At 67.5% G+C, this 25,662-nt stretch carries 24 protein-coding genes; 9 read left to right on the forward strand and 15 right to left on the reverse strand.

Annotation, left to right across the window (positions count from 1 at the left end):
• Nucleotides 1-43: 43 nt before the first annotated feature.
• A complete protein-coding gene (locus tag OF829_RS16950) occupies nucleotides 44-673 on the forward strand; it encodes a hypothetical protein (RefSeq protein WP_264941324.1) in 630 nt (209 codons plus the stop codon).
• Between the two features lie 188 nt (nucleotides 674-861).
• Here OF829_RS16950 and OF829_RS16955 read toward each other — a convergent pair whose 3' ends face one another.
• From OF829_RS16955 to OF829_RS16975, 5 genes are read right to left on the reverse strand one after another with little or no spacing between them, the layout of a single operon-like run.
• Entirely contained in the window at nucleotides 862-1,308 is a 447-nt protein-coding gene (locus tag OF829_RS16955) for a MaoC family dehydratase (protein ID WP_264941325.1), read from the reverse strand.
• A 21-nt stretch (nucleotides 1,309-1,329) separates the two neighbouring features.
• Complete coding sequence (locus OF829_RS16960; RefSeq protein ID WP_264941326.1) at nucleotides 1,330-2,616, reverse strand: alkaline phosphatase family protein; 1,287 nt, start codon at nucleotides 2,614-2,616, stop codon at nucleotides 1,330-1,332.
• Nucleotides 2,617-2,659: 43 nt separating this feature from the next.
• A complete protein-coding gene (locus OF829_RS16965) occupies nucleotides 2,660-4,195 on the reverse strand; it encodes a carboxylesterase/lipase family protein (RefSeq protein WP_264941327.1) in 1,536 nt (511 codons plus the stop codon).
• Between the two features lie 53 nt (nucleotides 4,196-4,248).
• A complete protein-coding gene (locus tag OF829_RS16970) occupies nucleotides 4,249-6,084 on the reverse strand; it encodes a hypothetical protein (protein WP_264941328.1) in 1,836 nt (611 codons plus the stop codon).
• Between the two features lie 43 nt (nucleotides 6,085-6,127).
• Nucleotides 6,128-6,433, reverse strand: a complete 306-nt coding sequence (locus OF829_RS16975; protein WP_264941329.1) for a hypothetical protein — start codon at nucleotides 6,431-6,433, stop codon at nucleotides 6,128-6,130.
• 50 nt (nucleotides 6,434-6,483) lie between these two features.
• Between OF829_RS16975 and OF829_RS16980 the strand changes: the two genes are divergently transcribed.
• Complete coding sequence (locus OF829_RS16980) at nucleotides 6,484-7,515, forward strand: glycoside hydrolase family 88/105 protein (protein ID WP_264941331.1); 1,032 nt, start codon at nucleotides 6,484-6,486, stop codon at nucleotides 7,513-7,515.
• A 535-nt stretch (nucleotides 7,516-8,050) separates the two neighbouring features.
• Here the strand turns inward: OF829_RS16980 and ychF are convergent.
• Nucleotides 8,051-9,148 carry a redox-regulated ATPase YchF gene (gene ychF / locus OF829_RS16985; protein ID WP_264941332.1) on the reverse strand — a complete coding sequence of 366 codons (1,098 nt, stop codon included), beginning with the start codon at nucleotides 9,146-9,148 and terminating at the stop codon, nucleotides 8,051-8,053.
• A gap of 48 nt (nucleotides 9,149-9,196) precedes the next feature.
• Nucleotides 9,197-9,913 carry a hypothetical protein gene (locus OF829_RS16990; protein WP_264941334.1) on the reverse strand — a complete coding sequence of 239 codons (717 nt, stop codon included), beginning with the start codon at nucleotides 9,911-9,913 and terminating at the stop codon, nucleotides 9,197-9,199.
• A gap of 164 nt (nucleotides 9,914-10,077) precedes the next feature.
• On the opposite strand from OF829_RS16990, the gene OF829_RS16995 reads away from it, so the two are divergent.
• Both OF829_RS16995 and OF829_RS17000 read left to right on the forward strand, forming a co-directional pair.
• Nucleotides 10,078-10,656 carry a hypothetical protein gene (locus OF829_RS16995; protein ID WP_264941335.1) on the forward strand — a complete coding sequence of 193 codons (579 nt, stop codon included), beginning with the start codon at nucleotides 10,078-10,080 and terminating at the stop codon, nucleotides 10,654-10,656.
• 294 nt (nucleotides 10,657-10,950) lie between these two features.
• On the forward strand, nucleotides 10,951-11,967 hold the full coding sequence (locus tag OF829_RS17000; RefSeq protein WP_264941337.1) for a transferrin-binding protein-like solute binding protein: 1,017 nt from the start codon (nucleotides 10,951-10,953) through the stop codon (nucleotides 11,965-11,967).
• A gap of 143 nt (nucleotides 11,968-12,110) precedes the next feature.
• On the opposite strand, the gene OF829_RS17005 is transcribed toward OF829_RS17000, so the two are convergent.
• Complete coding sequence (locus OF829_RS17005; protein ID WP_264941338.1) at nucleotides 12,111-12,626, reverse strand: MarR family transcriptional regulator; 516 nt, start codon at nucleotides 12,624-12,626, stop codon at nucleotides 12,111-12,113.
• A 45-nt stretch (nucleotides 12,627-12,671) separates the two neighbouring features.
• Between OF829_RS17005 and OF829_RS17010 the strand changes: the two genes are divergently transcribed.
• Entirely contained in the window at nucleotides 12,672-13,691 is a 1,020-nt protein-coding gene (locus OF829_RS17010; protein ID WP_264941339.1) for a hypothetical protein, read from the forward strand.
• Here the strand turns inward: OF829_RS17010 and pth are convergent.
• The 7 genes from pth to OF829_RS17045 all read right to left on the reverse strand — a co-directional run bounded on the left by pth (nucleotide 13,660) and on the right by OF829_RS17045 (nucleotide 18,690).
• Nucleotides 13,660-14,226, reverse strand: coding sequence for an aminoacyl-tRNA hydrolase (gene pth / locus OF829_RS17015; protein ID WP_264941340.1), 567 nt, complete (start codon nucleotides 14,224-14,226; stop codon nucleotides 13,660-13,662). The genes OF829_RS17010 and pth overlap by 32 nt on opposite strands.
• A gap of 4 nt (nucleotides 14,227-14,230) precedes the next feature.
• Nucleotides 14,231-14,629 carry a hypothetical protein gene (locus tag OF829_RS17020; RefSeq protein WP_264941342.1) on the reverse strand — a complete coding sequence of 133 codons (399 nt, stop codon included), beginning with the start codon at nucleotides 14,627-14,629 and terminating at the stop codon, nucleotides 14,231-14,233.
• A gap of 79 nt (nucleotides 14,630-14,708) precedes the next feature.
• Complete coding sequence (locus OF829_RS17025) at nucleotides 14,709-15,317, reverse strand: 50S ribosomal protein L25/general stress protein Ctc (protein ID WP_264941343.1); 609 nt, start codon at nucleotides 15,315-15,317, stop codon at nucleotides 14,709-14,711.
• Between the two features lie 264 nt (nucleotides 15,318-15,581).
• The gene (locus tag OF829_RS17030; RefSeq protein ID WP_264941344.1) at nucleotides 15,582-16,064 is read right to left on the reverse strand and encodes an SRPBCC family protein; all 483 of its coding nucleotides are present in this window, start codon (nucleotides 16,062-16,064) and stop codon (nucleotides 15,582-15,584) included.
• Between the two features lie 2 nt (nucleotides 16,065-16,066).
• Nucleotides 16,067-16,393 (reverse strand): ArsR/SmtB family transcription factor, encoded by a 327-nt coding sequence (locus OF829_RS17035; protein WP_264941345.1) that lies wholly within the window; start codon nucleotides 16,391-16,393, stop codon nucleotides 16,067-16,069.
• Nucleotides 16,394-16,624: 231 nt separating this feature from the next.
• A complete protein-coding gene (locus OF829_RS17040) occupies nucleotides 16,625-17,509 on the reverse strand; it encodes a TraB/GumN family protein (protein WP_264941346.1) in 885 nt (294 codons plus the stop codon).
• Nucleotides 17,510-17,625: 116 nt separating this feature from the next.
• Complete coding sequence (locus tag OF829_RS17045; protein ID WP_264941347.1) at nucleotides 17,626-18,690, reverse strand: TraB/GumN family protein; 1,065 nt, start codon at nucleotides 18,688-18,690, stop codon at nucleotides 17,626-17,628.
• A 129-nt stretch (nucleotides 18,691-18,819) separates the two neighbouring features.
• On the opposite strand from OF829_RS17045, the gene OF829_RS17050 reads away from it, so the two are divergent.
• The 4 genes from OF829_RS17050 (at nucleotide 18,820) to OF829_RS17065 (ending at nucleotide 25,595) form a co-directional block, all read left to right on the forward strand.
• Nucleotides 18,820-19,674 (forward strand): glycine--tRNA ligase subunit alpha, encoded by an 855-nt coding sequence (locus tag OF829_RS17050; RefSeq protein ID WP_264941348.1) that lies wholly within the window; start codon nucleotides 18,820-18,822, stop codon nucleotides 19,672-19,674.
• A 1-nt stretch (nucleotide 19,675) separates the two neighbouring features.
• The gene (glyS, locus tag OF829_RS17055; protein WP_264941350.1) at nucleotides 19,676-22,009 is read left to right on the forward strand and encodes a glycine--tRNA ligase subunit beta; all 2,334 of its coding nucleotides are present in this window, start codon (nucleotides 19,676-19,678) and stop codon (nucleotides 22,007-22,009) included.
• Nucleotides 22,010-22,441: 432 nt separating this feature from the next.
• The gene (ppdK, locus tag OF829_RS17060) at nucleotides 22,442-25,105 is read left to right on the forward strand and encodes a pyruvate, phosphate dikinase (RefSeq protein WP_264941351.1); all 2,664 of its coding nucleotides are present in this window, start codon (nucleotides 22,442-22,444) and stop codon (nucleotides 25,103-25,105) included.
• A gap of 4 nt (nucleotides 25,106-25,109) precedes the next feature.
• Entirely contained in the window at nucleotides 25,110-25,595 is a 486-nt protein-coding gene (locus tag OF829_RS17065; RefSeq protein ID WP_264941352.1) for a hypothetical protein, read from the forward strand.
• Nucleotides 25,596-25,662 lie beyond the last annotated feature (67 nt).

A 25,662-nucleotide genomic window follows, 5' to 3' on the forward strand; every position in this document is an offset into this window, starting at 1 on the left:
GGGGGTATGATTAGCCATGCGGCTGGAAGCGCTGACGCGAGCCATGGAAAGCTATCGGGGGCAGGGCCATGCGCTGCTCGAAAAGCTGATCGACCCCGAAGCCGCGTCGCGCATCGTCGCGCAATTCATCGCCGCATGCCGCGAGCACGGCAAGAGCGTGCGGACCGGCCCGCAGAACCGGACCGCGGTGCGCGGCGCGGCAGTCCAGGTCTATGGCAATCGCTACCCCGCGTTGGCGGCGTTTCATTGGGGCCTGACGCCCGTCATGTCCGCGGTCACCGGGCTCGATCTGATTCCCAGCTACAGCATGTTCCGCGTCTATTCGCGCGGCGCCACGCTGCGGGTTCATCGCGACCGCCCGGCGTCGGAGCATGGGCTGTCTCTGACCTTGGCCTGCTCGGGCGACGCGGCGTGGCCGCTCGAGATCGCTACCGAGGGCGAGGAGGCGGAGATCCCGCTGCTCGCGGACTGGGGCGACCTGCCGCACCGCGCCTATACGATGCTGACCGGCGACGGGCTCCTCTATCGCGGACCCACCCATGCCCATGCGCGCACCACGCCCAACCCGAACGACTCATCGGTCCATGGTTTCATGTTCTGGGTCGATGCGAACGGACCCCATGCCGATTGGGGCTATGAGCGGCGCGCGCCTTCGGAGCGTGATCTCGACTAGCGCGTGGGTGGGAGGCTCGCCAGCGCGGCGGTCAGTTCGCTGGTGGCGTTCGAGGGGCACTGATCCCGCAACGGGATTGGATAGAACCCTTTCCGTCATCCCGGCGAAAGCCGGGACCCAGGGCAACAAGCGATGCCGCCTGCGACTCTGGGTCCCGGCTTTCGCCGGGATGACGGCGTAATCTTGATCTAGGCCGGCCGTCGCCGCACCAGCGCGATCGCGATAAACCGCATCACCGGTTCGTCATTCTGATTGAACACGGTGGTCTGGTTCCGGACGCTGCCCATCTCCGGCCGGCTCTGCGATGCGCGGCGTTCGAGCACCTCGGTTTCGACGCGCAGCACGTCGCCCGGATAGACGGGCTTGAGCCAGCGCAGCTCGTCCACCCCCGCGGCGCCCAGGCTCGCCTGCGGTGCCATCCCCATATTCTCGACCAGCATCGACATGGTCATCGCGCAGGTATGCCAGCCGCTCGCCGCGAGCCGCTTGAAATGGGTCCTGGCCGCCGCCTCGTCGGAAAGGTGGAAGGGCTGCGCGTCGTACTTGCGCGCGAATTCGAGCACCTCTTCGCGGGTGACCTCGTAACGCCCGAAGCTGCGCTTCAGGCCGACCTGCATGTCTTCGAAATAGAGCATGGGATCGGTTTCGTTTGAAAACTATCTTTTGGCAACCCCTCGATCGTAATGCAGCGTGCTCATGAACACCGCGTCGCTTCCGTCGAGTCCGTCCACCGGCGGCAGATCGAGCAGGTCGCGCAGCAGCGGATAGACATCGACATTGTCGAACGCAGGCAGCTTTGCGGGGATGAAAGCCGGGCCATGGGCGATGAACAGGGCCGCCATTTCGGGCGCCATATTGTCATAGCCATGGTTGCCGCGATCGTCGGTCGGCTTGGGCGGCTTTTCGGCGAGCAGCCAGCCGATATCGGCGAGGCAGAAATAGGGGGGGATGCGCGGGTTGGTCCCATAGTGGAAGCGCGCCGGGATTTCGGCCTTGCGCCAGCATTCGAAATGATCGTGCCGCCCGAGCAGCGCCTTTTCGAGCTCGGCCTCATGGCCGGGGATGACGGCGAAGCTCGCATAGGGACCCGTTTCGACGACATGATAGCTGCCCGCCGGCAGGAAGCTGCCCACAAGGATCGTCCGCTCGGGACTGGTCCCGGCCATGCCGTGATCGGCGACGATCACCAGGTTCGCGGGCTGGTCCATCGCCGCCAGGCCATCGACGAGCATCCCGATCAGCCGATCGACGTCGCCCAGCGCCGCGGTGGTGCGCGGATCGTCGGGACCGAAATCATGGCCGGCGCTGTCGATCGTGTCGAAATAGAGCGTCATGAAGCGCGGCCGGATCGCCGCGGGGCGCCGGGCCCAATCGAGCGCGCCATTGACGCGCTGCTCGCCGCTGATCGCCATGTTGAACTGCTGCCAGTCGCGCGGGCGGGCGCCGCCCTCGACCTCGCTCCAATTGCCGGTGCGGTGCCCCCCGAAGGCGACGTTCGAGCCGGGCCAGAACATGGTGGCGGTGCGGATGTTCGCCTTTTCCGCGGCGACCCAGATCGGCTCGGCGGTGTTCCACCATTTGGGGTCGTCATTCTCCATGTTGAACGGCTTGTCGGGCTTGTCCGGGTCCTCGATCTTGTTGGCGGTGATGCCGTGGCGATCGGGGCGCAGCCCGGTGACGATCGTCCAGTGATTGGGGAAGGTCTTGGACGGGAAGCTCGGCCGCATCGTCCCGCTCGCGCCCTCGGCGGCGAGACGCGAGAGCACCGGGGTCACGCCGCGGTTCAGATAGTCGGCGCGGAAGCCGTCGATCGAGATCAGGATGGTGATCGGCGCGCGCACCTCCGCCTGGACGGCGGGGACGGGGGCGACCGCCGGAGCGGTCGCGCAGGCTTGCAGCAGCGCGGCAAGGCCCGCGGCGGCGAGTTTGGAATACCAGCGCATCGAGCCCCGCCATGCCAGCTTTGCGTGACGGGATAAAGTAAGCTCAGAACAGGGTGACGCGGCCTCCCGCTGCCGCGAAGGCGTCGAACTGCGCCTGCGCCTCGGGCCGCATCGGCTGCATCGCGCCAAAGGCCGGACCGAGCAGCATGATCTGGCCGCCGTCGATCGTCGGCCAGGCGGGCAGGCCGGGGCGGCCGGGGATGCCGGTCTTGACGAAGCCGGCCCAATAATCGCCCGTCATCTGCGAAATCATCCGGTCGCGGTCGGTGAAGGGCCGCTCGGGCGTTACCGACAGCGTGCCGAAGACATAAGCGAGCTCGGCCGAGTGGAAAGCGCGGTATTCGGGCTTCGACCCCGGTTCGGCATAGGTCCACAGATAGCCATAGACCGGCGGCGCCCCCGCCGGACGGGACCGCGCCCAGGCGAGCATCGCCGCGATCCCGCGCTCGCGCGCCATCAGCCGCGCTGAGGCTTGCGCGGTCTCGGGGTCGGGCGCGGGATAGAGCGGCGCGAAACGGTCGGCGAAGGTTCCGTAGCGCCGCACCAGCGCCTCGCGGATCCCGCCTGCGCTGTCGAGCCGGTATTCGGGGCTGATCGCGCTGCCCTCGTCGGCGGTGAGGCCGGTGAGTACGGGAACGAGGTTCACAGCCTTGTCCTCGTCGGGCAGCACCGGCGTGCCCGCGACCGGGCTCCAGCGCGCGCCGCGCATCTCGGGCTTGTGCAGCGTAGCACTGATCTGATCGGGCGAGAGCGCGCGCAGCTCAGCCAGGCTGCGCGCCCCGGCTGCCGCGGCGAAACCGGCGCCCATCGTCTCGACGGTCTGGAGGCTGGGATAGTTTCGCCCCATCCCCGATCCGCTCTGCGCGATCGCCTGGCGGAACAGGCCTTTGGCCATCGGCGAGGCGATCAGCGCATGGACCGAGGCGGCGCCGGCGGATTGCCCCATGATCGTCACCTTGCCCGGATCGCCCCCGAACGCTGCGATGTTCCGCCGCACCCATTGGAGGCCGGCGATCTGGTCGAGAAAGGCGTAATCGCCCGAGCTGCCCGCTTCCCTGCTCAGCTCGGGGTGGGCGAAGAAGCCATAGATGCCGAGCCGGTAATTGACCGAGACGACGATGATCCCGCGGCTCGCCAGCGCGGTGCCGTCATAGAGCGGGAGCGAGCTTCCCCCGCCGGTGAAGCCGCCGCCATAGATCCAGAACAACACCGGCAGCTTGGCGCCCTTGCCCGCCGCGGGAGTCCAGACGTTGACGAACAGGCAGTTCTCGCTCACCGGCCCCTGGGGCAGATATTCCCAGGTCCAGGGCCCGATCGCGCCGCGATTGGGGACGAGGTCCTGCAGGCAGTCGGGCCCGAAGCCGGTCGCCTGCCGAACGCCGGTCCATGCGGCTGCAGGCTGGGGCGCGCGCCAGCGGTTGGCGCCGGTCGGTGGGGCCGCGAAGGGAATGCCGAGAAACGCGCCGGTCTTGCCCGAGGGCTTCCCCTGCAACTCGCCGGTATCGATCCGCGTCCGGGTCATCTGCGCGGGGGCGGGCGTCGCCACCAGCACCGCCAGTAAAGCCGCCAGCCACCGCATCCGCCGATCCTCCCGCCTGATTAGCGCGAGGATCGGCGGAACGGGCGGTCCCGTCAATCGCCGAGCGAGAGCTTGGCGAAGGCAGTGAAGCCGATCGGCCGCCCATAATAGGGAGCGAGCGCGCCGGGCCGGGCATAGGTCATCGCACTCCCGCCCAGCGCCAGATTGACGGTGTCGGTCAGCGGGATGCGATAGGCATAGCCGCCCTCGAACTTCGCCACGCGGAAGATGCGGTCGTGCAGGGGGTGATTATGGTCGGGGAAGAGTTCGTCATTCTCGACGATCTCGACGCGGCCGAACAGATTATGCCCGCCCGCGACATTCCAGTTCGCCTCGCCGGTCCAGGCGGTCAGTACCGGCCCGGGAATCCGGTTCTTGGCCGAGAAGGCGAGCAGCCCGCTGAACCGGCCATCGGCATATTGGATGCTCGCGGTGGTCCGCCCCTCGTCCTCGCCGGGATGGCTCGATTCGGGCTGGTTGAGCCGGCCATGGCTGACCTGCAGCAGCCAGTTCGGCGTAGGGCTGAAGCTCGCGCGCACGCTCCAGCTGTCGAGCGCCGGCGTCTCGATGTCCCAGCGCCGCTCGTCCGGCTCGCGTCCCCGGAACGCCGATGCCTCGATCTGGAAGCGCCTGGACGAATAGCCCGCGGTCACCACGCCATAGGTAATGTGCGTGCTGTCGAACCAGTGATGACTGATCGGCGCGAGCGGCAGATAGCGCGCCGAGCCGCGGTGCATGAAGGCCGAAGGCCCCAGCGCGGGTTCGGCGACCGGACCGCCATAGACGAAGACCGTATCGCCCCCGCCGCCGAGCTTGACGTCGACACGGGCCGAAAGCTCCATGAACAGGTCGTGCGGATGCTGGCGGTCGACCAGCGGCCGGCCGCCCGCGGTCTCGCCGGTCGCGAACAGGTTGGGATAGCCGGGCGCGCCCATCGCGGGCTCGAGGCTGAACATCGACTGGAGCCGGACGCGGGCCCCCGGGGCGTCGCGTTCGGCGGTCAGCATCCCCATCGACGCGACAAAGCCCATGCTGTCGCCGCGCGGGCCCGACTGATCGGTATAGACGCCCCAGGCATAGCCGTGCGCCATCACCATCCAGTCACCCGCGGAAAGATGCAGCCCGTGCATCCCCCCATCGGCGCCGGGCAGGCGGGCGGTTCCCGATCCCTCGCCATAGGGTAGCGGCATGCCGCTGTCCGGCATCGGCATGCCGGGCATATCGTCCTGCCCGGCATGTCCCGCATGGCCGCCTGCGGACGCCGGCGAAGGCGAAGGCGCGGGCGTGCCGGGCATGACGTGCCCCGCATGCGGGTCGGGTGCGGGCGCAGGAGACGGCGCGGGCATCGACATGCCGGGCATATCGTCATGCCCGGCATGTCCCGCATGGCCGCCTGTAGGCGCCGGCGAAGGCGCGGGCGAGGGCGTGCCGGGCATGACGTGCCCCGCATGCGGGTCGGGTGCGGGCGCGGGAGACGGCGTGGGCGCCGACATGCCGGGCATGACGTGCCCCGCATGCGGGTCGGGTGTGGGCGCAGGAGACGGCGCGGGCGCCGTCATGCCAGCCATACCGCCGTGCCCGGCATGTCCAGCATGGCCACCGCCAGGCGCCGGTGAAGGCGCAGGCGCGGGCATCGGCATGTCCGGCATGGCGTGACCCGCGTGCGGGCTGGGCGTCGGGGCGGGAGAGGGCCGGTGCGCCGGCGCGCCGTGCCTGGCGTGACCCGCATGCGGTCTGGGCGCGGGCGTCGGCGTGGGCGTCGGCTTGGGCGTCGGCTTGGTGGGCATCGGCATGGCGTGCCCGGCATGTTGCGCGTGATTCTGCGCGGCGGCAGGGAACGCCGTCAGCGCAGCCGCGGCGGTCGCCGCGAGCAGGAGAGACTTGGTCATCGATAACTCCGTAGGTGTGAGGATGCGCGGTTGCGCAACGGATTCACACCTGGGAACGTGGAGGGGGCGTCGCGGGCGGGAGGCCCGTCAGCGGCTCGCCCGCCAGCGGCTCCGCGGGCGTGCCGGGGCGCGCAAAGGCGAGCGGCGGCGCGAGTTCGGGGGAGGGCACCGTCGCCGGAGCGACGCAGCCCATGCAGAGCTGCTCGGCGGGCGCCTGCTTCACGGGTTCGTGCTTCACGCCGTGATGATGCGCCCCCATTTGCGTTGGCGCCTGCGGCGCATGGCACGCGGCCACCGCCGGCATCGGCAGCAGCGCGATCGTCAGCGCGAGGAGCAGGCGGAGCAGCATCACCCCATAATAGGGGCGGACAGGCGTGGGGACAACGCTATGCTGACGAAATGATCCGCCGCGAAGCGCTTTTGCTGATGCTCGCCGCGCCGCTTGGTGCGATGCGCGACGCCGAGCCGTCTGCGGCGCGGATCGGCAGGCTTTCCGCCGGCGCGTGGCTCGATCGCGCCGATCTGATGATGTACGATGTCGGCGACGTTCATGCGCTCCACTATGCCGAGATATGCTGCGCCCATGGCGCGCTCCGCCTCGCGCGGGCGGTGCGGGACAAAGCGCTGAGCGAACGCGTCGCCGCCCGCTACGCCAGGGTGATCGCCGCCAACCTCCCCAACACGCGCAACCATGTCGACGCCAATGTCTTCGGCGTCTGGCCGCTCGAATTGGGCGATCGCGCGGCCGGGCTGGGCTTCGCCGACGGCCAATGGGCCGAGACCGCGCCCGACGGCCTGACCAAACAGGCGCGATACTGGATCGACGATATCTGGATGATCGGCGCGCTCCAGCTCGCGGCGTGGCGCGCGACCCGGCGGCGCGTCTATCTCGATCGCGCGGCGCTGATGGCGCGGCTCTATGTCGCGAAGCTCCAGCAGCCGAACGGGCTGTTCCACCATGGCCCGGATGCGCCTTTTTTCTGGGGGCGCGGCAATGGCTGGGTCGCGGCGGGGCTGGCCGAGATCCTTTCCGAACTGCCCCGCAGCCATCCCGATTATCCGCCAGTCCTCGCCGGCTACCGCAAGATGATGGCCGCGCTCCTCGCCCATCAGGCCGAGGACGGGATGTGGCGCCAGCTGATCGACCATCCGGAAGCGTGGAAGGAGACGAGCGGCACCGCGATGTTCGGCTTCGCGATGGCGCTGGGCGCGCGGCGCGGGTTGCTGACCGGGCCCGCCTATGCCGCCGCCGCGCGGAAGGCATGGACCGCGCTCAGGTCCTATGTCGGCGAGGACGGCAAGCTGTCGAACGTCTGCGTCGGCACCGGCCAGTCGCAGGACGCGGCCTATTATCTGGGGCGGCCGACCGTCACCGGCGACCTGCACGGGCAGGCGGGGCTGCTGTGGTTCGCGGCGGAGATGGTGGGCTAAAGCGCTTCCCAATGATGCGAAACGCACCATGTGGCGAACACTAGGGTAACTGCATTTATTGCAACTGGTGTATTTCGGCTCGAAACTTACACATGTTGACGGCGGCAAACGACCTTTAACCCCGTCGATGTTGACGCAGTGCCACGAAAGTGGTCGAAAAAGACGGGGGACGGATTGCGTCCGCCAAACAGCCGCAAAAGCGGCTTTTTTTGTGCCTGTAGAAAAGGAACGGCGCACCCATGCAAGAAATTGCAGCGGTGTTGGTCCGCTCTTTGGCCTACGTTCTCAAGCCTATCATCGAAGCTATTGCCCTCCGCAAATGTGTGCGCCGCCGTCGTACACTGTACCTGCGAGTGGGCACGTGGTTCGAGTTGAGGACGACCACGGCCGAAGAGTTCGACCGCAACCGCTAACGGCTCGGAAGTCGCTGAACAAAAAGGCGATTCTGAGGACGGGAGGCACTTGCCTGAATTTTTGAGCTTTGAATTTGAAATATCTATTTGAAACTAAATAGAAAAGTTTCAAAAGTGCAGTATTAGCTATGCAAGAAGTGCATCACGTCGCCATCATGCACGACATAGGCCTTGCCCTCGGCGCGTAGCTTGCCGGCCTCGCGCGCGCGCGCCTCGCCGCCCAGCGCGACATAATCGTCGTACGCGATCGTTTCGGCGCGGATGAAGCCCTTTTCGAAATCGCTGTGGATCTCGCCCGCGGCCTCGGGGGCGGTGGCGCCGGTATGGACTGTCCAGGCGCGCGCTTCCTTGGGGCCGACGGTGAAGAAGGTCAGCAGATGGAGCAGCTTGTACCCTGCGGTGATCACGCGGGCGAGGCCGGTCTCCTCGAGCCCAAGCTCGGCGAGGAAGTCGCCGCGCTCCTCGGGCGGCATGGTGGCGATCTCGGCCTCGATCGCGGCGGAGACGACGACGGCTTCCGCCCCTTCGGCCTTCGCCTTCTCGAACACGCGCGCGGAGAGGGCGTTGCCGTTGGCGGCGTCCTCCTCGTTGACGTTGCAGACATAGAGGACGGGCTTGCTCGTCAGCAGCTGCGCCTGATCGAAGACGCGCTTCTCCTCGGCATCCCTGGGCTCGGTCAACCGCGCCGGCTTGCCCGCGCGCAGCAGTTCGAGCGCCTGCCCCAGCACGCTCGCGCCGATCTTCGATTCCTTGTCGCCCTGCTGGCCCTTCTTGATGAGATTGGGCACGCGCTTTTCGAGGCTTTCGAGGTCGGCGAGCATTAATTCGGTCTCGACGGTCTCGGCGTCGGCGATCGGATCGACCTTGTTGTCGACATGCTGGATGTCGTCATTCTCGAAGCAGCGCAGCACATGGACGATCGCGTCCACCTCGCGGATATTGCCGAGGAACTGGTTGCCCAGGCCCTCGCCCTTCGAAGCGCCGCGGACGAGGCCGGCGATGTCGACAAAGCCCAATTGGGTCGCGATGATCTTCGCAGAGCCGGCGATGGCGGCGAGCCTGTCGAGCCGCGGATCGGGCACCGCGACATTCCCGACATTCGGCTCGATCGTGCAGAAGGGATAGTTGGCCGCCTGCGCTGCCGCGGTCTCGGTCAGTGCGTTGAAGAGCGTCGACTTGCCGACGTTCGGTAAGCCGACGATGCCGCAGCGGAAACCCATGGGAAAATGCCTGTCCTGAAATCGGGGAAGGCGTGCCCGATAGAGGCTTCAGGCCCGGAATACCAGCCGCTGCCGCCCGCCGCCGCCATGGCCCTCGCGCGAGGCGAGCATCGTGCCCGCCGCCGCCAGCGTGAAGCCGACCAGCGCGGTATTGACGAGCTGCGGGATCCGCGCGGCGATCCCCAGCGCGCCATGCGCCAGCCCCAGATAGTAAGCGAGCATCGGCGCGAACTGCCCCGCATAGGGGATGCTCGCCAGCCCGAGCAGCCAGGCGGGCGCCGAGACGAACGCCGCAGCGAGCGCGACAAAGCCCAGGATCGCCTTCCACGCGCCCGCCGCACCCTTGTCCTCGTCGCTGCCCACGCTGAGCGCGAGCAGCAGCACGACGAGGAACAGCAAGGGGATCAGCGCGGGCAGCGCCAGCAGATTTTCGAGATAATTGGGTTCACGGAACGCGCTCAGCTGGACGAACAGCGGCATCGCCCCCGCCATCATCAGCAGCGCGAAGGGAAAGGCCCAGGCGAAGATGCTCATGGTCAGCGTCCGCGCCGCAATCGCGACGATCAGCGGCGCCAGCACGATCGCCAGCACCAGCCAGCTGCTGTGATAGTCGAGCGTGGCCTGCAGCGACGCGCACGCGCCGATCGTGTCGCCGCACCCCGAATTGGTTACCACCGCATGGCTGAGGAACGGCGCGAACACGATGAGGCCGCTCAGCAGCGCGAACAGCCCCAGCCAGCGGCGCATGAACACCTCTGCACTCATTTCCGGCTGTTCCGCTGGCTACGCATCACTCGATTCCCCGGCCCGATAACATCGTAAATCCTTCGCCTTGCCGGGAGGTTACCCGGAAGGGTTAGCGAAGTGTCGTTGACTTGGGGCGAACGCGCGCCAAACTGTGGCGAAACAAGGCGTTGGGGAGGGAAATCATGAAGACCGGAATGGCGGGCCGCACGGCCCTGAAACTCGCGTGTGCCGCGCTGCTCCTGGGCGCCGCGGCGTGCGACCCCAACAAGGAAGCGCGCGAGATCGAGGCGCACAATGCCAAGGTCCTGAAGGCCGAGGCCGACAATAAGATGAAGCGCCAGGCGGGCTTCGCGGTCGAATGCCTGAGCGCGATGCGCTGGAAGCAGGCCTTCCTCGCGGGCGCCGGGGTGGGCGGCACCGACGTCTATGTGAAGCATTACCGCGCGCAGCTCGAAAAGGTGCTCGGCGACACCGTCGTCGCCGCCGCCGATGGCGCGCCCGAGCTCTCCAAGGCGAATATCGAGCCCTATCTGGCCTGGGCGTTCGACAATGACGTGAAGACCAAATTCACCGTGGGCCGCGATTTCGACGGCGACGGGACGGCGACAGGCAAGGAGAAGGCTGCGCCGGGCAATGCCCGCGTCACCGCCTGTATCCAGCAGGCCGCCGAGGCGGGCGTCGGCCCGTTCCAGGGCAAGGACAAGACCCACCGCATGTTCCAGATGCAGGCCCTTCGCGCGCGGCTCGACAAGGCGAGCTGACCAATCCGTCATCCCGGCGAAAGCCGGGACCCGGGGCAACAGTCGGCATCGTTCGCGGCTCTGGGTCCCGGCTTTCGCCGGGATGACGGGTAATTTGGGTTTCCACCGCCCAGTCCTGCGCTGGCACAGTTTCGCCTCGGTTTTGCCTCAAGCATTTGTCTTGATGGTGGTTCCGGACCGGGCGACTGGGCCGGGCATTGCGTCGCTCTCCCGACTCGACGCCTCTTGTTCATCCGGGGTACAGGGGGCAAAGGCCCTTTCGGGGGCCGCGATTCCTTCAAGGAGCTGGGTTTTATGATTCGCCGTTCGTTCGTCTTCAAAGGTGCTGCGCTCTCGCTGGCGATGGCCCTGGCCGCCTGCAGCGGCAGCGACCCGTCTCCGACCCCCAGCCCGACGCCGACCCCGACGCCGACGACCACTCCGACGCCGACCCCGGTGAGCTATTCGAGCTTCCCGCTGACCGCCGCGACCGAGTTCGGTTCGATCAACGCCTATACCAGCTATACCGGCGATCCGAGCGGCGCCGGCACGCTCGTCCTCGGCCCCTCGGGCGTCGAAGGCCCATCGACCCGCTTCCGTCTCGCCGTCCTGGTCGATCCGACCACCGCCAGCACCACCGGCAGCCAGCAGGTCGTCCGCGAGAATGTCGAGGAGTCGCGCTTCGTCAACGCCGATCTGACCGCGGGCACGCCCCCGGCGACCGGCGTCACCGAATTCGCCTTTGTCCAGAACGGCACCACCGCGGGCCAGACGAGCCGCGCCGAATTCCTCAACAACACGGTCAAGGACAAGGTCACGACCGATGCCGGGCTGGCGCTGACCCGCACCAGCTATACCGGCTGGCTGCGCGCCGACAGCACCGCGGGCGCGCACCGCATCACCTATGGCGCCTGGGGCTATCCCACCGTCGGCACCGACATGCCGACCACCGGCAGCGCGACCTATACCGCGCGCGTCGCGGGCCGCGCGGTCACCGGCGGTGCGGGGGGCACGGTCGTCCGCCTCGGCGGCACCGTTGCGGTCACCGTCAACTGGGCGACCGGCGGCGTGACCTTCACCGCCAACGTCACCACCGTCGCCGCCGGCGGGGCCGAGACGCCGTTCGGCACCTATACCGGCGTCGGCTCGATCGCGGCGGGCGCGACCACCTTCACCGGCAATTTCGGCGCGGGCAGCCCGATCCCCGGCAGCCTGCTCGGCGCCTTTTTCGGCCCGCAGGGTTCGGAGCTCGGCATCACCTTCTCGGGTGCGGGCACGATCGGCGGAACCGACACCCGCATCGTCGGCGCGATCGTCGGCAAGAAGAACTGACGGTATTTCCCGCGCCGCCTCCGGGTGGCGCGGGACCGTCCCTTGATCGTCATCCCGGCGAAAGCCGGGACCCAGAGCCGCGAGCGATGCCGCCCGTGATTCCTGGGTCCCGGCTTTCGCCGGGATGACGTATTGTTGAGCGGTCAGCCCTTCCGCTTGCGCTTCGGCGCTTCCATCGCCTCGGTCTGTTCGCGCAGCACCGCGATCGTCGTGCGCAGGTGCCGGTCGATCAGCGCGCGTTCGGCGGGGGTATAGCTTGCGATCACCCCCTCCATTGCGCCGCGCAGCCCCTCGAAGGCGGGGCCGATCTTGCGCATCAGCTCGGCCTGGCGCAGCGGCTTGATCAACAGGCTGCGGCGGTCGTTCGGGTTGGGCTCGCGCTTGGCATAGCCCGCGCGCTCGAGCCGGTCGACGATGCCCGTGATCGCCCCGCTCGACAGCCCCGTCGCCTCGAGCAACTGCCCCGGCGTCGCCACCCCCAGCTGCCACAGCACCGACAGGCATTTGCGCTCGGCGGCGGAGACGCCCAGCTGGCGCGAGACGCCCTCGTGGAACAGGATCACCGCGGTGCTCAAATCCCGGTGCAGCATATCGACTTCCGCCACGCTGGGCGCCGCTTCGCCGCCCCTGTCATCACCGGTTGCATTTATCTCACTCATGAGATATTTAGTCCATGAGATTCTTTCGACATGAAGGATGAATGGATGGCCCCGCCGCGAGATGCAATCGAAAAGCGCGGATTCCTGACCCGGATCGCGCCCGCGCTGACGCTCGCGGTCCTCGCGCCGCTGATCGCCGAGGTGCTTCCGGGCGCGACCCGGTTCAGCTCGCTCTTCGTCTTTCCGGTGGAAATGATGGTGTGGGGCGGCGGCGCGGTGATGATCCGCGAACTCGTCCGCACGGGGAATCGCGGCTGGGCGAGCATGCTCTGCCTCGCGCTGGCGCTGGCGATCGCCGAGGAATGGTTGATCCAGCAGACCTCGCTCGCCTCGCTGGTGGTTCAGATCAAGGGCGTCGAATATGGCCGCGCCTTCGGGATCAACTATGTCTATTTCCTCTGGGCCGCGGTCTATGAGGCGGTGCTGGTGGTGTTCGTGCCGGTGATGCTCACCGAGATGCTGTTCCCGGCCCGCCGCCACGCCCGCTGGCTGAACAAAGCGGGCTGGGCGGTCCATCTGACCCTGTTCGCGTTCGGATCCTTCTTCGCCTGGTTCAGCTGGACCCAGATCGCCCGCACCCAGGTCTTCCATTTGCCGGCCTATACTCCCCCGCTGACCTATGTGCTGATCGCGGCCGCGGCGATCGCCGCGCTGATCGCTGCGGCGCTGAGCCTGCGCCCGGCGGCGCCCAAGCCGCTTGCGCCGCCCGCGCCGATCCTGCTCGCGCTCGGCGGCGCGGTCTGGGCGGTGCTGTGGTTCGGGCTCGAGGTGATCGCGTTCGGCGCCATGCCCGCGCTGCCCCCCGCCGCCGCGGTCGGCCCGGCGCTGCTGCTCTGCGCGGCGATGGTGACGACCTTGCCTGGCTGGTCCGCGCACCCGGCGTGGAGCGACCGTCACCGCGCCTGGCTGATCGCCGGCACGATGATCGCGACGATGGCGGTCTTCTTCTATGCCGGCTTCGAGCCCGGCACGCCCGATTTCTGGTTCAAGGCCGTCACCAACGCGGTCGCCGCGATCCTGTTCGCGCTGCTCGTCAGCCGAGCCGCAGCGCAACCTCGTTCATGAAGCGCGCATCGTCGCCCGCCGCGAGCCATGGTGCCTCTGCGGCGACCGCGCCCAGCATGTCGGTGAGCTGCTCGATCTCGTTCTTGGCGTAATTGCCGAGCACATAGCCGGTCACCCGGTCCTTGTGCCCCGGATGCCCGATCCCCAGCCGCACCCGGCGGAAATCGGGGCCGATATGCGCGTCGGTCGAGCGCAGCCCATTATGCCCCGCGGTGCCGCCCCCGGTCTTCACCTTGACCTTGAACGGCGCGAGATCGAGCTCGTCATGGAAGACGGTCACCTCGCCGGGGGCGAGCTTGTAGAAATCCATCGCCGAGCGCACCGCGCGCCCGCTCTCGTTCATCCAGGTCGCGGGCTTGAGCAGCACGATCTTCTCCGCGCCGATCCGCCCCTCCTGGGTCCAGCCCTGGAACTGTTTCTTGGGCGCGGAGAAATCATGCACCTCGGCGATGGCGTCGAGCACCATGAAGCCGACATTGTGCCGGTGCATCGCATAAGTGGGGCCGGGATTGCCCAGGCCGACCCAGAGCTGCATTCGTTCAGCCCCCGATGGCGTTCGCGATCGCCTTCAGCGTATCGCCCTCGGCGATGGTGCAATCGGCCGAGCGCTTGGGCTTATCGGAAGCCGGCAGCGCGTTATATTCGGCATAGCCCGCCCGCATGACCGGCCCGAACTGCGCCTCGGTATAGCGCGCGGCGATCCTGCCCGAATAGAAATGGAGCGCGCCTTCGAAGAACTTGACCGTCGCCTTGGCCTCGTCCGGCACCGACGCGACATTCTTTTCATACTGGGACAGCGTGATCGTGATCGCGATCAGGCACACCGCGTCGGGGTCCGCCTTGGCCTGTGCCGTGGGCCGCTGCTGCGCCGCCGCCGGCGCCGCGCCCATCAGCATCGCCGCGGCGATCGCCGCGCCACCCATCATCATCGTCTTCATCGCACCGCTCCCCGAAAAGAAAATCGCCCCCGCACCTTAGGCGCGGAGGCGATTTCTTGAACCGGAAAAGTGCGAAGCCTTATTCGGCCTCGTCCTCGGTCGTGGTCTGGGTGTCGCCTTCGCTCGACTTGAGCGCCGAGGGCGCCACGATCGTCGCGATGGTGAAGTCGCGGTCGGTGATCGCCGACTTCGCGCCCTTGGGCAGCGTCACCGCCGAGATATGGATCGAATCGCCCACGTCGAAGCCCTTGAGCGACACGGTGATGTCGTCGGGGATCTCGGCCGCGTCGCAGACCAGCTCGAGCTCGTGGCGGACGATGTTCAGCACGCCGCCCCGCTTGATGCCGCGGCTTTCCTCTTCGTCGGTGAAGACGATCGGCACGTTGACGTGCACGGTCGAATGCTCGCCGATGCGCAGGAAGTCGACATGGATCGGGCGATCGCTGACGACGTCGAACGCGACGTCCTTCGGCAGCGTGCGCTGGCCGTTGATCATCACGACCGAATTGAAGAAGTGGCCCGTCATCAGCGCCTTGACGAGCTCGCGCTCGCTCAGGTGGATGCCCTCGGGGTCCTGCTTGTTGCCGTAAATCACGGCGGGGACGCGGCCTTCGCGACGCAGCGAACGGGAGGCTCCCTTGCCAACCCGATCACGCGTCTCGGCCGACAAGGTAAGCATTTCGCTCATCTGTCTTCCAATACGCTAGATGTTTCAGTCTTCATGCCCGGCAGGCCTCCAGGGATGACCCTGCCGCGGCAAGCGTGCGCCCCTAGCGGAAAGGGGGGCGGAGGGCAAGCGTGGCGGCGACGGGCGCTAGGATGTGATCCGCCAAGATTGAACCCTATCCGTCATCCCGGCGAAGGCCGGGACCCAGAGCCACGAAGCACATCGCCTGCAACCCTGGGTCCCGGCTTTCGCCGGGATGACGATTCGAGGAGGATGAATCCGGCCTTAGCCCAGTTCCGCCAGCAGTTCCGCCATCTTGTCGAAGCTCTGGCTCCAGCCTTCCTTCATCCCGCCCAGCGCCGGCAGCAGTTCGTCGCTGACCTGCTCGGTGACGGTCGTCATCGTCATCAGCGTCGTGCCGCCCGGGCCGTCCTCGAACTGCATCGTGGTGACGTGCTGAATGCCCCAGCTGCCATCCGCACCCTCGAACGCGCGCAGGCGGAACGACAGGCGCTTGGGCGGAGACACTTCAAGATATTCGCCGCGGACGATGTTGCTGCCATAGGGTTCGGGGCCGCGCATCTCGATCATGATCGCGCCGCCGACGCGCGCATCGCTTTCGCATTGCGGCACGTCGAACATGCGCGGGCCCCACCAGCGCGCAAGATGCTCGGCCTTGGTCATGCAATCGAAAACCAGCGCGCGCGGCCCATCGAAGCTGCGCTCGATCGTCACTTCATAGCCCACACCCAGCGTGTCGGTCGTCATGGTCATTCTCCTTGGATTTGCTGCAGATAATCGTCGAGATCGTCGAACCTGGATTCCCAGAAGCGGCGATATTCGCCCAGCCAGTCGCTCACGGCCTTGAGCCCCGCGGCCTCGAGTTTCGCCGGGCGCTGCTGGCCGATCCGCCCGCGCGAGATCAGCCCTGCGCCCTCGAGCACCTTGAGATGCTTGGTCACCGCGGGCCCGCTCATCGCGAAGGGCTGGGCGAGTTCGCCCACCGGCGCCTCGCCCAGCGCCAGCCGCGCGAGGATCGCCCGGCGGGTGGGGTCGGCAAGCGCGGCGAAGGTGGCGCTGAGCGGGTCGGGCTGCATATATGTAACCTCTAGGTTTGATAACCTATCGGTTAAATTAGAGTCGGATGCGAGTCAATCCTCCCCCGCCAGGGGGAGGTGGCAGCGAAGCTGACGGAGGGGGAGGATGCCAGAACAGACGTTTGGGAGTCCTCCCCCTCCGTCGCCTTCGGCGCCACCTCCCCCGCCAGGGGGAGGATTCGGGAAGGCGCATTTGCAATCGATATACGCAGCCTTCGCAGGGGCGCAGCGTCAGTACGTAACCCGCGTCACCGAAAACCCGCGCCGGCTCAGCTCCGCCAGCACCGATTGCCCCCCGGCAAGATGCCCCGCGCCGACCGCGACGAACACCGTTCCCGGCGTCTTCATCCGCCCCGCGATCCAGTCCGCCCAATGCCGGTTGCGGTTCACCAGCAGCGCTTCGGCCAGTTCGGGCGAATCGGCGAGATCCTCGTTGATCAGCTTCGCGATCCCGTCGGCATCGCCCGCGCGCCACCGCGCGACGATCTGGTCGAGCGTTTCCGCGCCCTTGGGCAGCCCGTCGATCGTCTCGACCAGCAGCGCGCGCTGCGCGCCGGGGGAGAGCCGGTCGAAATAGCCGAACTGCTCGCGCGCCGTCTCCAGCCCCTCGACGGGCTTGCCCGCCGCCTTGGCCGCCGCGGTCAGCACCGCCTCGGCGCCGTCCTTCTGCTCATAGCCTGCCTGCTGCGAGGGCAGGTTGGCGAGCATCACCGCGGCGAGCCACGGCTCCATCGCGTCGAGCCCGTCCCTGGGCTGCCCCGCCGCGGCCAAAGCCGCCTGCATCTTCATCGCCTCGCCCGCGGGCAATTGCGCCGAGAGCGGCGGCTGCCCGGGCGTGAAACCAATCTCGCCCACCAGCGCCTGCAGCTCGGCATCGGGCGGCAGCACCAGTTCGAGCACCAGGCTGTCGCTCTTGTCGAACGCCTGCTTCACCCCCTCGTCGAACCAGCTCAGGCCCGGCTTGAGCGCATGGATGGTGCCGAACAGATAGATGGTCGTGTCGTCATCCTTGACCACCCACAAGGCCGGATCGGCGTCCTTGGCGGCGGGGGCAGGGGCGGGCGACCCGCAGGCGGCGAGCGCCAGCAGGGCGGGCAGGATCAGCAGCTTTTTCATATGAGCCCTCGCTACCCTCTTCGTCATCCCGGCGAAAGCCGGGACCCAGGGTAACAAAGTGCAGCGCTCGCGACTCTGGGTCGCGGCTTTCGCCGGGATGACGGCCGATAGGGAGGCTACTGAACCCGCTCGACGCGAAGCCCACGTTTCTGGAGCAGATCGATCACCGAACCCGGTCCCACGAAATGCCCGGCGCCGGCCGCGAACAGCACCACCCCGGGCTTGGCCGCCAGCCGCGCGATCAGCGAATCGACCCAGGCGGTGTTGCGCTGGATCAGCAACGGATCGGCCATCGCCGATGACGGATCGAGCTGGTCCGCGAACACCCGCAGCGGCGAATCATAGCCGACATTCCCCTGTGCCCAGGCATGCGCCGGCGCGTCGAGCTCGGCATGCGTCCGGTCGGGCGCTGCCAGCGCCGCGTCGAGCATCATCCGCTGCGCGTCCTCGGGGATCGCATTGATGTTCGAGACCACCGCCTTCGAATCCTCGATCGCCTCCACCGGGCGCCCGGTCGCGCGGAAATGCTGTTCCAGCCAGTCGTCCGCGCCCTGGCTCGGCATGTCGCCGATCATCAGGTCGCGCAGATAGCCGATCCCCATCGCTGCGATCCAGGTCGGCATCCTGTCGAGCCCCGACGCCGCGTCGGGCGGGAGCACCGCGAGCAATTCCTTGAGCTTGGGCCGGAACTGCGGCGAGGCGCGCTCGATCAGCGGCGGCAGCGGCGGGCCGCCATTCTGCGCGGACGTGCCTTCGAGGAAGGTGACTTCCTGGCCATCCTTCTCGGTCGATTCGAGGATCAGCGTGTCGGCCTGGACGACGACCCCCTCGAGCACCGGATTGCGCCACTTGAATCCCGGCGGCAGCGAATGGACCGTACCGAACAGATAGATGGTCGTGTCGGCATCGCGGATCCGCCAGATCGCCGGGCGCGGCTGATATTTCTGCGAGGCCGCGACGCGGCGGATCTCGGCCTGGGTGGCCTCTTCGCGCCGCGCATCGATATCGGGGCGGACGAGCCTGCCCGACAGCGTCAGCTGTTCGTCGGGGGCGAAGCGGACATAATCGAGCTTGGGATCGCCGCGGTCCTCGGCCATCGCCGTGCCGGCCAGCGCGAAGGCGAGCAGCATCGCGCGCAGCAGCGCCCAGCCCTTCTTCGGTTTGGATGCGATTCTCCCCACGCCGCGAGCAGATATTAACCATTTGGGCCTGTCAACGCTCGCCATTGACCGCCCCCGGCCCCTGCGCCAAAGCGCGGGAAATTTCTCTCACCGGTGGTTTTCGTGTCACAGCCTCTAAGCTTCCAGCGCATGATCCTGACGCTCCACGATTACTGGAGTGCGCGCGGCTGCCTGATCCTCCAGCCCTATGACATGCGGATGGGCGCGGGCACCTTCCACACCGCGACGACCTTGCGCGCGCTCGGCCCCGATCCGTGGAACGCCGCCTTCGTCCAGCCCTGCCGCCGCCCGACCGACGGCCGCTATGGCGAGAACCCCAACCGGCTCCAGCATTATTACCAGTATCAGGTGATCCTGAAGCCGAGCCCGCCCGATCTGCAGGAGCTGTACCTGGGCAGCCTCGCGGCGATCGGCGTCGACATGCAGACCCACGATATCCGCTTCGTCGAGGATGACTGGGAGAGCCCGACGCTCGGCGCCTGGGGACTAGGCTGGGAGGTGTGGTGCGACGGGATGGAGGTGACCCAGTTCACCTATTTCCAGCAGATGGGCGGCTTCGACTGCAAGCCCGTCGCGGGCGAGCTGACCTACGGGCTCGAGCGGCTGGCGATGTACATCCAGAACAAGGACAGCGTGTACGACCTCGTCTTCAACGACGCCGAGGGCAATGGCCCGGTCTACACCTATGGCGACGTCTTCCTCGAAAACGAGCGCCAGATGTCGAAATGGAATTTCGAGGTCGCGGACACCGAGACCCTGTTCGACCTGTTCCGCAAGGCCGCGGCCGAATGCGAGAATTGCCTGGGCCACGGCCTGCCGATCCCGGCCTATGAGCAGGCGATCGAGGCGAGCCACATCTTCAACCTGCTCAACGCCCGCGGCGTGATCTCGGTCGCCGAGCGCCAGGCCTATATCGGGCGGGTGCGCGACCTCGCAAAGGGCTCGTGCGCGGCGTGGATGGAGAAGAACGGGTGGGCGGCGTGACATGACCGATTTCCTCCTCGAACTCCGCTCCGAAGAAATCCCCGCGCGGATGCAGGAAAAGGCGCGCGCCGATCTGGCGTCGCTGTTCGCCGCGCGGCTCGAGGCGCTCAACCTCGACCATGAAGGGATCGAGAGCTACGCCACCCCGCGCCGCCTCGCGCTGATCGTCCGCGGCGTCGCCGACGCCACCACCGCGATGACCGAGGAGCGCAAGGGCCCCCGCGCCGACGCGCCCGCGCAGGCGATCGAGGGCTTCCTCCGCTCGACCGGCCTCACCCGCGACCAGCTCGTCGAGCGCGACGACGCCAAGGGCGGCAAATTGCTGTTCGCGGTGATCGAGCGTCCGGGCATGCCCGCGCCCTCGGTCCTGTCCAACGCGTGCCAGCACGTCATCCACGCCTTTCCCTGGCCCAAATCGATGCGCTGGGGCGAAGCCTCGGCCTCGACCGAGAGCCTGCGCTGGGTCCGCCCGCTGCAGGGCATCGTCGCCCTGTTCGGCGACGCGCTCGTCCAGTTCGAGGTCGCGGGGGTCAAATCGGGCGTCACCACGGTCGGCCACCGCTTCCACCATCCCGGGCCGATCACCATCGGCAGCGCGGCGGATTACATCGAGAAGCTGCGCGCCTGCCACGTCATCGTCGACGGTGCCGAACGCCGCGCGATCATCGCCGTCGGCGCGAAGATGGCGGCGGGCAAGGCCGGCCTCGCGCTGATCGAGGATGAGGGGCTGCTCTACGAAAATGCCGGGCTCACCGAATGGCCGGTGCCGCTGCTCGGCCGCTTCGACGCCGATTTCCTGAGCGTCCCGCCCGAGGTGATCCAGCTGACGGCGCGCGTGAACCAGAAATATTTCGTCTGCTCAGGCGCGGACGGGAAGCTCGCCAACGCCTTCATTTGCACCGCCAATATCGACGCGCTCGATGGCGGGGCGAAGATCGTCGAGGGCAACCAGAAGGTCCTCGCAGCCCGGCTGAGCGATGCGCGCTTCTTCTACGAGACCGATCTGAAGACGCGGCTGGAGGATTTGCAGCCCAAGCTCGAGAAGATCGTGTTTCATGAAAAGCTCGGGACGGTCGCCGACAAGGTGGAGCGCGTGGCGAAGCTGGCGCGGTGGCTGGTCACCGAAAACATCGTCACCCCGGCGAAGGCCGGGGGCCAGAGCCAAGCAGGGCAGTCGCCCGAAACCCTGGGTCCCGGCCTTCGCCGGGATGACGAAGAAGTGGCCAAGCTCGCGGATCAGGCCGAACGCGCCGCCCGCCTCGCCAAGGCCGATCTCGTCACCGGCATGGTCGGCGAGTTCCCCGAACTCCAGGGCCTGATGGGCGGCTATTACGCCGCCGCGCAGGGCGAGGACCCGGCCGTCGCCGAAGCGATCCGCGACCACTACAAGCCGGTGGGGCAGGGGGATGATGTCCCGACCGCGCCGGTGACGGTGGCGGTGTCGCTGGCGGATAAGCTGGATACGCTTGTCGGCTTCTTCCTTTCAGACGAGCGCCCAACTGGGTCGAAAGATCCTTTTGCGCTACGGCGCGCGACTTTGGCCGTCGAAATACTGACGATTGTTTCGGGACTTCGGTATCACCTCGAGAGCCCCATAGCCTTTGGAACAAAGCGGTATTTCGATCAGGCGGACCAACGGGTCCGCAGTGAATTGAAGCCCGATTCCAAGCTCGAATTCAGCGGAACTCCTTGGAAGAAGCTAATTGCGGTCGATCCCGACGATGACCCGGAAGACCCACCGGTCGAAATCGGCGGTTCGTTCTTCGTAAATTATTGGCTTCGCTATTCGGCGAACCGAGCTTTGGTCGCCGGTGTGCCCGGCCTCCTCGACTTCTTCGCCGACCGCCTCAAGGTCCAGCAACGCGAAGCCGGGGTCCGCCACGACCTGATCGACGCGGTGTTCGCGCTGGGCGGGGAGGACGATCTCGTCCGCCTGCTCGCCCGCGTCCACGCGCTCCAGGCCTTCGTCACCACCGAGGACGGCGCCAACCTCCTCGCCGGCTACAAGCGCGCCGCGAACATCCTCAAGAAGGAGGGCTTCGACGGCACCGATGCCGGCACCGGCGCGAATATCTACGCGGCCGAGCCCGCCGAATCGACGCTGATCGAGGCGCTCAACGCCGCCGAGCCCCGCGCCGCCGCGGCGATCGAGGCCGAGGATTTCGCGGGCGCGATGGCCGCGCTCTCGACGCTGCGGGCGCCCATCGATGCCTTCTTCGATCAGGTGACCGTCAACGACGCCGACCAGACCAAGCGCGCCGCGCGCCTCGCCCTGCTCGCGCGGATGCGGGATGCGGTGCACCGGGTGGCGGATTTCTCGAAGATCGAGGGCTGACCCAATCCTCCCCCGCCAGGGGGAGGTGTCAGCGCAGCTGACGGAGGGGGAGGAAGCCCAAACGCTTGTTCGTGATTCCTCCCCCTCCGACGCCTTCGGCGCCACCTCCCCCTGGCGGGGGAGGATTGATCGGCTTGCAATGTAGGATTTCGCCTGCTTGGCTCGGCGCGCTCCGTGATCCGGGGCCGCTCTTTGACATCGCGATACCGGTGCGCCTGAAAGGTGCGAACCACTGCAACCCTGGTGTTACCTTTCACCCACCCAGCTGGTGAGCGAAACCGCGCACGGGCCTAACTTTCGCCTCACCTTCCGGCTCGCTTTCGCACCCGCGAAGCATTTCTTCTCCTGACAACGCGGTCAGGCGCTTCCCCCTTGTTCGCACCTGCGGTAGGCGCGGGGAGGCCCGCGCGGGCGCACGAACAGGGAAGTCGCATGACGCAATATGTGTACCGCTTCGGCGGCGGAGTCTCGGACGGCGGCAATGGCGACAAGAACCTGCTTGGCGGCAAGGGCGCCAATCTCGATGGAATGGCGAGCATCGGGCTGCCCGTGCCTCCGGGCTTCACGATCAGCACCCCGGTCTGTGCGCTCTATTATGAGAATGGCGGCGCCTTCCCCGACAGCCTGACCGCCGAGGTCGCGAACGGCATCGCGCATATCGAGGGGATCACGGGCAAGCGCTTCGGCGACCCCGCCGATCCTTTGCTGGTCTCGGTGCGCAGCGGCGCGCGCGCCTCGATGCCCGGCATGATGGACACGGTCCTCAATCTCGGCCTCAACGATGCGACCGTCGCCGGGCTGGCCGAGATCAGCGGCGATCCCCGCTTCGCCTGGGACAGCTATCGCCGTTTCATCCAGATGTATTCGGATGTGGTGCTCGAACTCGATCATGATCGGTTCGAGGAAGCGCTCGAGATCGCCAAGGAGGATCGCGGCCACGTCCTCGATACCGACATGACCGCCGCCGACTGGCAGGCGCTGGTGAGCGAGTACAAGGCGATCGTGCAGGAGCTGTGGGGCAAGCCCTTCCCGCAGGACGTCCACGACCAGCTCTGGGGCGCGATCGGCGCGGTGTTCGGATCGTGGCAGTCGGAGCGGGCGAAGGTCTATCGCCGCTTGAACGACATCCCCGGCGACTGGGGCACGGCGGTCAATGTCCAGGCGATGGTGTTCGGAAACATGGGCGACACCTCGGCCACGGGCGTGGCCTTCACCCGCGATCCCGCGACCGGCGAGGCGGCTTACTATGGCGAGTTCCTGATCAACGCGCAGGGCGAGGACGTCGTCGCGGGCATCCGCACGCCGCAGTACCTGACCAAGGCCGCGCGCGAGCGGGCAGGGGCCAAGCCGCTCTCGATGGAAGAGGCGATGCCCGAGGTTTACGCCGAGCTCGCCAGGGTCTTCGACCTGCTCGAGCGGCATTACCGCGACATGCAGGACATCGAATTCACGGTCGAGCGCGGGCATCTCTGGATGCTCCAGACCCGCTCGGGCAAGCGCACCGCCAAGGCCGCGCTCAAGATCGCGGTCGACATGGCCGATGAAGGGCTGATCACCCGCGAGGAGGCGATCCTGCGCGTCGAACCCGCGGCGCTCGATCAGCTGCTCCACCCGACGCTCGATCCCGATGCCCCGCGCGACGTGCTGACCAAGGGCCTTCCGGCCTCGCCGGGCGCGGCATCGGGCAAGGTGGTGTTCGACGCCGACACTGCCGAGAAGTGGAAGGCCGCCGAGCAGAAGGTCATCCTCGTCCGCGTCGAGACCAGCCCCGAGGACATCCACGGCATGCACGCCGCCGAGGGTATCCTCACCGCGCGCGGCGGCATGACCAGCCACGCCGCGGTGGTCGCGCGCGGGATGGGCCGGCCGTGTGTCTCGGGCGCGGGCACGCTGGCGATCAACGCGCATTTGAAGCTGTTCCGCGTCGGCAACCGCGAGGTGCGCGAGGGCGAGGTGATCACCATCGACGGCACGACCGGCGAGGTGATGTTCGGCGCGGTGCCGACCGTCCAGCCCGAGCTGTCGGGCGATTTCGGCACGCTGATGGAGTGGGCCGATACCGGCCGCCGCCTCAAGGTCCGCACCAATGCCGAGACCCCGCAGGACTGCCGCACCGCGCGCGATTTCGGTGCCGAGGGGATCGGCCTGTGCCGCACCGAGCATATGTTCTTCGACGCCGCGCGCATCACCGCGGTCCGCCAGATGATCCTCGCCGAGGACGAGAAGGGCCGCCGCGCCGCGCTGGCGAAGCTGCTGCCCGAGCAGCGCAGCGACTTCACCCAGATTTTCGAGGTGATGGTGGGGCTGCCCTGCACGATCCGCCTGCTCGATCCGCCGCTCCACGAGTTCCTGCCGCATGCGGAGGAGGAAGTCGCCGAAGTTGCAGCCGCGGTCGGCCTCGATGTCGAGAAGCTCAAGCGCCGCATCGCCGAGCTGCACGAGTTCAACCCGATGCTCGGCCATCGCGGGTGCCGTCTCGGCGTCACCTATCCCGAAATCTACGAGATGCAGGCCCGCGCGATCTTCGAGGCGGCGTGCGACGTCGCCGAGAAGAGCGGCGAGGCGCCGATCCCCGAGGTGATGATCCCGCTGGTCGCGACCCGCCGCGAGCTCGAGCTGATGAAGGCGGTGGTCGACAAGGCGGCGCAGGCGGTCTTCGCCGAAAAGGGCCGGACGATCGACTATCTGGTGGGCACGATGATCGAGCTGCCCCGTGCGGCACTGCGCGCCGCCGAGATCGCCGAAGTGGGCGAGTTCTTCAGCTTCGGTACGAACGATCTCACCCAAACCACGCTGGGCGTGAGCCGCGACGATGCCGGGCGCTTCCTCACCACCTATGTCGAAAAGGGCATCTATGCCCGCGACCCGTTCGTCAGCATCGATGTCGAGGGCGTCGGCGAGCTGATCAGCATCGCCGCCGAGCGCGGGCGTTCGACCCGGCCCGACATCAAGCTCGGCATCTGCGGCGAGCATGGCGGCGATCCCGCCTCGATCCATTTCTGCGAACAGGTGGGGCTCGATTACGTCTCCGCCTCGCCCTATCGTGTCCCCATCGCGCGGCTCGCGGCGGCGCAGGCGGCGCTCAAGCGGGAGTGAAGGCATGCGGAAGCTTCTGGCGATTGCGGTTATCGGTGCGGCGCTCTCCGCGGGCGCCGCCCAGGCGCAGCAGGGCGACCCGTTCGACCGCAGCCTGACCTCGAAACACTGGAACGTGATCGGGCTGTACGGGGAAGCGCCGAAGCGCGCCGCCTTCCTCGTCGATCGCGATTCGGTCGCGGTCATCGGGACGCCCAATGTCCGCGAGTTCAGTTTCTTCGTGACGGTCGAGGGAATGGCCCCGGGCGACGGCATCATGTCGCGGATGCGGGTCGTTTGCGACGAGATGGCCGTCGTCAATCTCGGCAAGGTCGAATATTATAACGGCACCCGAAAACCGTCTCCGCCGGATTCCGGCGAGCGCGTGATGATGACGCCCCAGTCGGCGGCCTATCCCGCGCTCCAGGCGGTCTGCACCGGCGATTGGAGCGCCACGGGTACGATCGATGCTCCCATCGAGGGGTTGCAGGCCAAGGTCTTCACGTCCTGATCCCGCACGTGGGCGCCACGCCGGGGGACTCGATTGCCGCCGGGCTTCGCCCTATCGTGGGTCCGCC

Origin of the sequence: Sphingomonas caeni, from assembly GCF_026013415.1 — a bacterium.
Lineage (GTDB): Bacteria > Pseudomonadota > Alphaproteobacteria > Sphingomonadales > Sphingomonadaceae > Sphingomonas > Sphingomonas caeni.